This is a genomic window from Lutibacter sp., assembly GCF_041596795.1.
Lineage (GTDB): Bacteria > Bacteroidota > Bacteroidia > Flavobacteriales > Flavobacteriaceae > Lutibacter.
The window spans coordinates 1-1,782 of sequence record NZ_JBFHHX010000275.1 but is presented as its reverse complement, the minus strand read 5'-3'; the positions used below and the strand labels follow the sequence as shown (position 1 = coordinate 1,782).

Sequence of the window (1,782 nt, the reverse complement as noted above, 5' to 3'; positions counted from 1 at the left end):
TGGTAAACCTGGTACAAACTGAACTTTATCCAACTTTGCAATTGGACCAATTGTTCTTCCAATTAATTCATTAATTTCATTTCGTAAATAATCTTCATTTTCAGGTTTTTCATATACAATTACATAAGCATATAAAGCATTACCTTTCATATTGTGAGGAAAGCCAACAACTGCAGATTCAACAACATTACTATGTTCGTTAATAACGTTTTCAATTGGAGCCGTTCCTAAATTATGCCCAGAAACAATAACTACATCATCTACTCTACCAGTAATTCTATAATTTCCTTCTAAATCTCTAAAAGAACCATCACCTGTAAAATATTTACCTTCAAATGCTGTAAAATAAGTTTCTTTATAGCGTTTATGATCTCCATAAATAGTACGCGCAATAGATGGCCAAGGATATTTAATACATAATCTTCCTTCTGCCGGATTTGTATTTACTTCGTTTCCTTGTTCATCAACCAAACAAGGCTGAATTCCAGGTAAAGGTCGTGTGGCAAAAGTTGGTTTAGTTGGAGTAACTCCGGCCAAAGGCGAAATCATAATTCCACCTGTTTCTGTTTGCCACCACGTATCTACAATTGGTGATTTTTGTTTTCCAATTTTTTCATCGTACCAGTGCCAAGCTTCCTCATTAATTGGCTCACCAACAGTACCTAAAACTTTTATTGAGCTTAAATCGTTGCGTTCAGTCAATTCATTTCCTTGTGCTGCCAATGCTCTAATTGCTGTTGGTGCTGTATAAAACTGATTGACTTTGTATTTTTCAACAATTTGCCAAAAACGACTATAATCTGGATACGAAGGAACTCCTTCAAACATTAAAGTTGTTGCTCCAGCAGCCAGCGGTCCGTACACAATATAAGAATGACCAGTAATCCAACCAATATCTGCTGTACAGAAATAAACATCGCCGTGTGTGTATTGGAAAACATTTTTAAAACTATACGCAGTGTGCACCATATAACCTGCACAACTATGCACCATTCCTTTTGGCTTACCTGTTGAACCTGAAGTATATAAAATAAACAACATATCTTCTGCATCCATTACTTCGGCTTCACAAACTGCATCAACTTTCGCTAATTCTTCGTGCCACCAAACATCTCTTCCAGCCTTCATAGTTACATTACCATTCACTCTATTTAATACAATAGAAGTTTCAATAGTTGGACACGTTTCCAATGCTTCATCAACAATAGATTTAAAATCAACTGCTTTGCTTCCTCTAAAAACACCATCTGAAGTTAGTAACATTTTACATTCAGCATCATTAATTCTTGTTGAAAGTGCTACCGCTGAAAAACCAGCAAATACAACAGAATGCACTGCTCCTATTCTGGCACAAGCCAATACTGCAATTGCCAATTCTGGCACCATTGGCATATAAATACAAACCCTATCACCTTTTTTAATATTGTTGTTTTTTAAAACGTTTGCAAACTTACAAACCTCAGCATGCAATTGTTTATAAGTAAATGTTCTATTAGCCTCATTTGGATCGTTAGGTTCCCAAATAATGGCTAAATCATCACCTCTTTTATTTAAATGACGGTCTAAACAATTTTCGGTAATATTTAATTTTGCACCCTTAAACCATTCAAATTTTGGTTGTTCCCAATCAAATTCCACCACTTTATCCCATTTTTTATGCCAAGTAAAAGTTTCGGCAATTTGAGACCAAAATCCTTCTGGATCGTTAACACTGTGTTGATACGATTTGTAATATTTAATAAACGAATCAACTTTTAAATCGGCTAAAGTTTGTTTTTCTTC

The 1,782-nt window shown here is 34.9% G+C and carries 1 protein-coding gene; it reads right to left on the bottom strand.

Annotated elements, in window-relative coordinates; translation table 11 throughout:
* Positions 1 to 1,740, bottom strand: a 1,740-nt coding sequence (acs, locus tag ABY298_RS16235) for an acetate--CoA ligase (RefSeq protein WP_372747083.1), incomplete at its 3' end; no start/stop codon positions are given.
* Between the last annotated feature and the right edge of the window lie 42 nt (positions 1,741 to 1,782).